Here is a 6,480-nt window from a genome sequence, read left to right on the forward strand (position 1 = left end):
CCGGTTGAACGCACACCAGTCCCGGCCCTCGGTGTCCTGGAGCAGGAGGACGTCGCCCAGCGGCCGCCCGACCCCGCCCTCGATGCCCAGCATGCGCGCCGCCGGGGCGGAGACGAGGGTGACGGTGCCGGTGCGGTCGGCGACCACGACGCCGTCGGGCAGCGCGTCGGCGAGCTCCTGGGCATCCACGGTCCCACCCTAGGCGCGCTGCGCCCGTGCGCTGGCGTAGAGGCAGACCGCCGCCGCGGTGGCGAGGTTGAGGCTCTCGGCCCGACCGAAGATCGGGATGCTGACCACGTGGTCCGCCTCGGCGGCCAGGGCGTCGGGCAGTCCCCACGCCTCGTTGCCGAACAGCCAGGCGGTCGGCCCGACCAGCAGATCGTCGGCCTCGAAGACCGACGTGCCGGCCATGTCCGCGGCCAGCACGGCCAGGCCCGCCGCCCGTGCCGCGCGTACGGCGGCCACCGGGTCGCGCTCGATCACGATCGGAAGATGGAACGCGCTGCCGACACTGGCTCGGATCGTCTTGGGGTTGTACAGGTCGACCGCGTCGCCGGCCAGCACGACCGCATCGGCGCCGGCCGCGTCCGCGCAGCGGATGAGGGTGCCGGCGTTGCCCGGATCGCGGACGTCCGCGCAGATCGCGACCAGCCGGGGGCCACTCGACCCGCCGGAGGTGACCTCTCGACCGGCGATATGTGACCACTCGACGTGGAGGAAGGAGCAGACCGCGACCAGGCCGGCGGGGGTGACCGAGTCGGAGAGCGACGCGATCGCACGGTCGTCGACCAGCGTGACCGGCGCGGCGGCCAGCAGGTCGGCGTACTCCTGCGCGGCGGCGGGCGTGGCGAACACCTCGACGACGCGGTCGGGCACCCCGAGGGCGCCCTCCACGGCCTTGGGGCCGTCGGCAAGGAAGAGCCGCCGCTCGGTGCGTACCGAGCGGCGGCTCAACTTGCGAGCTTCCTTGACCCTGGTGTTACCAGCGGTCAGCGGCATCTCGACAGGCTCGACGGCCGACGATCAGGCGGAAACCGGAGCGTTGACGTCCGCCGGCAGCGCGTTCTTGGCGACCTCGACCAGCGCGTTGAACGCGGCCACGTCGTTGACGGCCAGGTCGGCCAGGATCTTGCGGTCCACCTCGACGCCGGCCAGGCCGAGACCCTGGATGAAGCGGTTGTAGGTCAGGCCCTGCGCACGCGCGGCGGCGTTGATGCGCTGGATCCACAGGCGACGGAAGTTGCCCTTGTTCTTGCGGCGGTCGTTGTAGGCGTAGACCAGCGAGTGGGTGACCTGCTCCTTGGCCTTGCGGTACAGGCGCGAACGCTGACCGCGGTAGCCGGAGGCCCGCTCGAGGGTGGTACGACGCTTCTTGGCGGCGTTGACTGCGCGCTTGACGCGTGCCATTGGTGACTCCTTGGTGATGAAGAGGGGCGCTACGCCCGGGGAAAGATCAGAGACCCAGCAGCTTCTTGGCGCGCGGGACGTCGTTCTTGGCGACCTCGGTGGTGCCGGTCATCCGGCGGGTGACCTTGGAGGCCTTCTTCTCGAGGTTGTGGCGCTTGCCCGCCTTCTCGCGAAGGATCTTCCCCGAGCCGGTCACGCGGAAGCGCTTGCCGGCACCGGAGTGGCTCTTGTTCTTCGGCATCTCTGCTCTCTCTTTCCTAACCTGAAACTCAGGCGTCGATCTCGGGATCGAGGTTCTCGGAGCGGCCGCGCTCCTTCTTCTGGGCGACCGGACCGACGTGGGCGGCGCGCTCGGCGCGCTCCTCGGCGGCCTCCGCAGCACGCTCGGCGGCCTTCGACTCCTTGGCGGCCTGCTGCTCCACCTTCGCGTCGGCCTTCTTCTTGTGCGGGCCAAGCACCATCACCATGTTGCGGCCGTCCTGCTTGGGGGCGGACTCCACGAAGCCCAGCTCCTGGACGTCCTCGGCCAGCTTCTGCAGCAGCCGGAAGCCCAGCTCGGGCCGGTGCTGCTCCCGGCCGCGGAACATGATGGTGATCTTGACCTTGTCGCCGGCCTTGAGGAACCGGACCACGTGACCCTTCTTGGTCTCGTAGTCGTGGCTGTCGATCTTCGGACGAAGCTTCATCTCCTTGATGATCACGTTCGTCTGGTTGCGACGGGCCTCACGGGCCTTCTGGGCGTTCTCGTACTTGAACTTCCCGTAGTCCATGAGCTTGCAGACCGGGGGCTTGCCCATCGGTGCGATCTCGACGAGGTCGAGGTCGGCCTCCTGGGCAAGGCGCAGTGCGTCGCCGGTCGGCACGATGCCGACGGTCTCGCCGTTGGGACCAACGAGGCGGACCTCGGGTACCCGGATCCGGTCGTTGATACGAAGCTCGGTGCTGATGTGTCCTCCAGTGGTCGCATGAAACGAGAAAGGCTCCCGCTCGGTCACAAGCGAGAGCCAGTCACAGCGTCCCCACCACGGTGGTACGCACCTCGGGACCCGGGCAAGCCCGTGTCTCGGGACCGGACCCGACGACCTAGGGCGGCCGATGCGGGTGGGATGACGATGCAGCTGTCTTCCGCTTGTGGATCAGCCGACGTGTGTCGACGGATCGGTCAACACCGAAGGCTACCCGAACATTCCGCACGACGCCCAATCCGGCGGCGGCGCGGCCTGACTCAGCCGGGCGCGACCCACGCGGTCGACTCCCCCACCCGGGTCAGCTGCCAGCCGCGGGCCAGCGCCGCCAGGTCCTCGCCCTCGATCGCCACCGTCACCGGGCCGGCCACGTCGACCACGATCGCGGCGGCCTCCTCCTGCATCGCCGCCCGGGCGGCGTCCCGGGTGGGCACCGGCACCGGCCGGGCGTCCGCTCGCCAGGCGGCCATGGTCGCCATGCTGGTGAACGCCAGCAGCGCCTGGCGACCGTCGCGACCGGTGAGCAGCACCGTGGCCATGTCGCTGGTCTTGTCGTGGGCCAGCCCGTGCTCGTCGTACTCCACCTCGCCGAGCACCGCGACCACCGGCACCAGCAGGCGGGCGTCGGCGAGGGCGCCGAGCACGAGGGAGTACGCCGAGCGGTCGCCGCGGTAGGCCTCGAGCGCCGCTGCCACGGCAGGCGCGGTGGTGCCGTCGTCCCCGGGGAAGGCGGGGGCGGCGAGGCGGCGCTGGTTGACGGCGTCGGGTCGTTCCACGGCCCCATTGTGAACCAGTGGGTGGAAAGATGGACGCATGGACGACGTCGCCTGGGGTGCACTGGCGCTGGCCCTGACCATGGTGTCGGGCTGCGTGACCTGGATCCGCGCCCAGCGACACGGTGCCGCGGCGGCCGTGCGCTGGGCCGGCATCACACTGCTGCCGCTGGCGGCGTACTTCACCCACACGCTGCGCCTGCTTGGCCGGATCGGCACCGCCGTCGGCGACTGGGCGGTCGGCTTCGTCTGGAACCCGTTCGTCTGGCTGGGCCTGGTCATGGCCGTCCTCGGCATCGGTCTGATCGGCGTCTCGAGCCGGCTCCCCGGCGGGCGCTCCGGCCGGGACTCGGGCAGCGGCCCGGGCCGGTCGAAGGGCGAGCCGAGGGCGGTGCGCTCCCGCCAACCGGAGGCCGATCTGGGCCTCGGCGACGACCTCGACGACATCCAGGCGATCCTGCGCAAGCACGGCATCTCGTGAGCGCGCTCGACCGCAACCGGCTCTGGAGCCGGCTGAGCACCGCCGTCGCCGCTCACCCCGAACCGCTGCCCACGCCGCTGATGGTGGTGGACCTGGACGCGTTCGACGCCAACGCCGACGACCTGGCCCGGCGCGCCGGCGGCACCCCGATCCGGGTGGCGTCGAAGTCCCTGCGCGTCCCCGACCTGATCGCCCGTGCCCTCGCCCACCCGGGCTTCGAGGGCGTGCTCGCCTACACCGTGGCCGAGGCCCTGTGGCTGGCGCAGGCCGCCATCAGCGACGACATCGTGGTCGCCTACCCGAGCGTCGACCGCGGCGCGATCGCCCGGCTGGTCGCCTCGCCGGCGGCGACCGCGCGGATCACCCTGATGGTGGACGCGGTCGAGCACCTCGACCTCATCGACGCGGTGCGCGGCTCCGGCCCGGCCTCCGCGCAGGTGCGGGTGGCGCTCGACATCGACGCCGGGCTGCATCTGCCCGGCCGCACCCACCTCGGCCCCAAGCGCTCGCCGCTGCTCGACCTCGACGCCGTGCTCGCGCTCGCTCGCGAGGTCGTGGCCCGGCCCGGCTTCCGGCTGGTCGGCGCGATGACCTACGAGGGCCAGGTCGCCGGGATGGCGGACGACATCCCCGGACAGCGCGCCCGCTCCTTCGCCGTACGCCGGGTCAAGGCGGCGTCGGTGTCGCAGTTGGCCCACCGCCGCGCCCGGATCGTCGCCGCGCTGCGCGGGCTGACCCGCCTGGAGTTCTGGAACGCCGGCGGGTCCGGGTCAATGGAGACCTCGGCGGCCGACCCGGTGGTGACCGAGGTGACCGCCGGATCGGGACTGCTGGTGCCGACGCTCTTCGACCACTACCGGTCCTTCGTCCCGCGTCCGGCGGCCTTCTTCGGACTGCCGGTGACGCGGCGGCCCGGTCCGGGGATCGTCACGGTGCACGGCGGCGGCCTGGTCGCCTCGGGTGCCGCCGGACCGGACCGGCTGCCGACGCCGTGGGCGCCCGCCGGGCTCTCCCTGACCGCGCTGGAGGGCGCCGGCGAGGTGCAGACCCCGCTTACCGGCGAGGTCGCCGACCGGCTCCGGATCGGCGACCTGGTGTGGTTCCGGCACGCCAAGTCCGGGGAGCTGTTCGAGCACACGCCGACCGCGCACCTGCTCGCCGGAGACGCGCTGGTCGGCACCGCCACGACGTACCGGGGCCATGGCCTCGCCTTCTGAGCTGGTCTCGCTGCTGCTGTCCCGGCCGCCCACGCTCGGCACCGGACGGCTGCTGTGCCTGGACGGGCCCGCCGGTTCGGGCAAGACCACCCTGGCCGCGGCGGTCGGGGCGCTGGTGCCCGCCACCGTGGTCCACCTCGACGACCTGTACGACGGCTGGCACGGCCTGCCCCGGCTGCGCGACCAGCTCGACCCGCTGCTGCTGCCGCTGGCCCGGGGCGAGGCCGGGAGCTACCGGCGCTACGACTGGGCGGCGGGCCGCTACGCCGAGACGGTCGTCGTCGAGCCGGCCCCGGTGCTGATCCTGGAGGGCGTCGGGAGCGGGCTGGCGGCGTACTCCTCACTGCGGACGCTGCTGGTCTGGGTCGACGCCCCGGACCAGGTGCGGCTGGCCCGCTGGCGGGCTCGGGACGGGGAGGCAGTGGAGCCGTACCTCGCCGCCTGGCAGCGCGACGAGGCGGCGCTCTTCGCCCGCGAGGACACGCGGGCGGCCGCCGACGTGATCTGGCCCGGCTCGGCCCGCTAGCGTGCCGCCCATGGTGTCTCCCAGCGGCGAGCAGTACGAGATCAGCGCGGCCGGCTACGCCGCGACGGTGACCGAGTCGGGCGCGACCCTGCGGCTGCTGTCACGGGACGGCCGCGCGCTGGTCGACGGGTTCGGCGAGGACGCGATGTCCACCGCCTGCCGCGGACAGCTGCTGATGCCGTGGCCCAACCGGATCCGGGACGGCCGCTACATCTTCGCCGGCGCCACCCAGCAGCTGCCGCTCTCCGAGCCGGCCCGGCACAACGCCTCGCACGGCCTGGCCCGCTGGGCCGCGTGGCACCTCGTCGAGCGAGCGGCGGACCGGGTGGAGTTGGGGCTGCGGCTGGTCGCGCAGAGCGGCTATCCGTGGACGCTCGACCTCGGCGTCGTCTACGAGCTCGGCACCGACGGCCTGGTCGTCACCCAGCGCGCCACCAACGTCTCGTCCTCCGCCGCACCGTACGCCGCCGGGGCGCACCCCTACCTCACCCTCGACACCGGCGAGCGGATCGACGGCTGGACGCTGCACGCGCCGGCCGCCACCCGCATCCTCAGCGACCCCGAGCGGCTGTTGCCCACCGGGGCCGAGCCGGTCGAGGGGACGGCGTACGACTTCCGGACGGCGCGCCCGATCGGCGACACGTCCCTCGACACCTGCTTCACCGACCTGGCGCGCGACCAGGCCGGCATCGCGACCGTCACCCTCGGCAACGGCGAGCGCACGGTCGAGCTGTGGATGGACCGCGCGCACGGCTGGCTGATGCTCTACACCGCCGACGATCGCACGCCGCCGCGCCGCTCGATCGCCGTCGAGCCGATGACGGCCCCCGTGGACGCGTTCAACTCCGGGCAGGGCCTGGTGACGCTGCAGCCGGGTGAGACGTTCAGCGCACGCTGGGGGCTGCGCGGGCGCTGACCGGTCAGTCCGCCGGCGGCCGCTCGATCAGGGCACGCAGCTCGCGCAGCGCCAAGCGGGCCCGACCACCGTCGGATGCCTGGATGCCCATCGCCGGTACCGCGGTGCCGTCGGCCAGGTCGAGCGTCACCCACGGCGCGCCCGGCGGCATCCGCGCGGCGACGACCTGCTCCCACGCGAACTCGCGTCGCTTGT

The 6,480-nt window shown here is 72.8% G+C and carries 11 protein-coding genes; 4 read left to right on the plus strand and 7 right to left on the minus strand.

Annotated features, from left to right (window positions below):
- The 6 genes from VHA72_RS13745 to VHA72_RS13770 form a co-directional block, all read right to left on the minus strand.
- The coding region (locus tag VHA72_RS13745; protein WP_325576146.1) for a PAS domain-containing protein at positions 1-189 on the minus strand (189 nt) is incomplete at its 3' end.
- Positions 190-198: 9 nt separating this feature from the next.
- Positions 199-999, minus strand: coding sequence for a TrmH family RNA methyltransferase (locus VHA72_RS13750; RefSeq protein WP_414689805.1), 801 nt, complete (start codon positions 997-999; stop codon positions 199-201).
- 24 nt (positions 1,000-1,023) lie between these two features.
- The gene (gene rplT / locus VHA72_RS13755; RefSeq protein ID WP_325576150.1) at positions 1,024-1,407 is read right to left on the minus strand and encodes a 50S ribosomal protein L20; all 384 of its coding nucleotides are present in this window, start codon (positions 1,405-1,407) and stop codon (positions 1,024-1,026) included.
- Positions 1,408-1,453: 46 nt separating this feature from the next.
- Positions 1,454-1,648, minus strand: a complete 195-nt coding sequence (gene rpmI, locus VHA72_RS13760; RefSeq protein ID WP_325576152.1) for a 50S ribosomal protein L35 — start codon at positions 1,646-1,648, stop codon at positions 1,454-1,456.
- Between the two features lie 28 nt (positions 1,649-1,676).
- Positions 1,677-2,402, minus strand: coding sequence for a translation initiation factor IF-3 (gene infC, locus VHA72_RS13765; RefSeq protein WP_325576154.1), 726 nt, complete (start codon positions 2,400-2,402; stop codon positions 1,677-1,679).
- 230 nt (positions 2,403-2,632) lie between these two features.
- A complete protein-coding gene (locus tag VHA72_RS13770) occupies positions 2,633-3,148 on the minus strand; it encodes an SseB family protein (protein ID WP_325576156.1) in 516 nt (171 codons plus the stop codon).
- Between the two features lie 37 nt (positions 3,149-3,185).
- On the opposite strand from VHA72_RS13770, the gene VHA72_RS13775 reads away from it, so the two are divergent.
- The 4 genes from VHA72_RS13775 to VHA72_RS13790 are packed head-to-tail and all read left to right on the plus strand — an operon-like array spanning position 3,186 to position 6,285.
- Positions 3,186-3,626, plus strand: a complete 441-nt coding sequence (locus tag VHA72_RS13775) for a hypothetical protein (RefSeq protein WP_325576158.1) — start codon at positions 3,186-3,188, stop codon at positions 3,624-3,626.
- Positions 3,623-4,843 carry an amino acid deaminase/aldolase gene (locus VHA72_RS13780; protein ID WP_325576160.1) on the plus strand — a complete coding sequence of 407 codons (1,221 nt, stop codon included), beginning with the start codon at positions 3,623-3,625 and terminating at the stop codon, positions 4,841-4,843. The genes VHA72_RS13775 and VHA72_RS13780 overlap by 4 nt, the downstream gene beginning before the upstream one ends.
- Positions 4,827-5,369 (plus strand): nucleoside/nucleotide kinase family protein, encoded by a 543-nt coding sequence (locus tag VHA72_RS13785; RefSeq protein WP_325576162.1) that lies wholly within the window; start codon positions 4,827-4,829, stop codon positions 5,367-5,369. Before VHA72_RS13780 ends, VHA72_RS13785 begins: the two co-directional genes overlap by 17 nt.
- A gap of 10 nt (positions 5,370-5,379) precedes the next feature.
- Entirely contained in the window at positions 5,380-6,285 is a 906-nt protein-coding gene (locus tag VHA72_RS13790; RefSeq protein ID WP_325576164.1) for an aldose 1-epimerase family protein, read from the plus strand.
- Positions 6,286-6,289: 4 nt separating this feature from the next.
- Here the strand turns inward: VHA72_RS13790 and VHA72_RS13795 are convergent.
- The coding region (locus VHA72_RS13795) for a PH domain-containing protein (protein WP_325576166.1) at positions 6,290-6,480 on the minus strand (191 nt) is incomplete at its 5' end.

The organism is Nocardioides sp. (assembly GCF_035547795.1).
Classification (GTDB): Bacteria; Actinomycetota; Actinomycetes; order Propionibacteriales; family Nocardioidaceae; genus Nocardioides.

Excerpts from the sequence above, each read along its gene's own strand:
- VHA72_RS13790 (WP_325576164.1), top strand. The coding sequence starts at position 5,380 with ATGGTGTCTCCCAGCGGCGAGCAGTACGAGATCAGCGCGGCCGGCTAC.
- rpmI (WP_325576152.1), bottom strand. The coding sequence starts at position 1,648 with ATGCCGAAGAACAAGAGCCACTCCGGTGCCGGCAAGCGCTTCCGCGTG.
- VHA72_RS13750 (WP_414689805.1), bottom strand. The coding sequence starts at position 999 with ATGCCGCTGACCGCTGGTAACACCAGGGTCAAGGAAGCTCGCAAGTTG.
- VHA72_RS13785 (WP_325576162.1), top strand. The coding sequence starts at position 4,827 with ATGGCCTCGCCTTCTGAGCTGGTCTCGCTGCTGCTGTCCCGGCCGCCC.
- VHA72_RS13775 (WP_325576158.1), top strand. The coding sequence starts at position 3,186 with ATGGACGACGTCGCCTGGGGTGCACTGGCGCTGGCCCTGACCATGGTG.
- rplT (WP_325576150.1), bottom strand. The coding sequence starts at position 1,407 with ATGGCACGCGTCAAGCGCGCAGTCAACGCCGCCAAGAAGCGTCGTACC.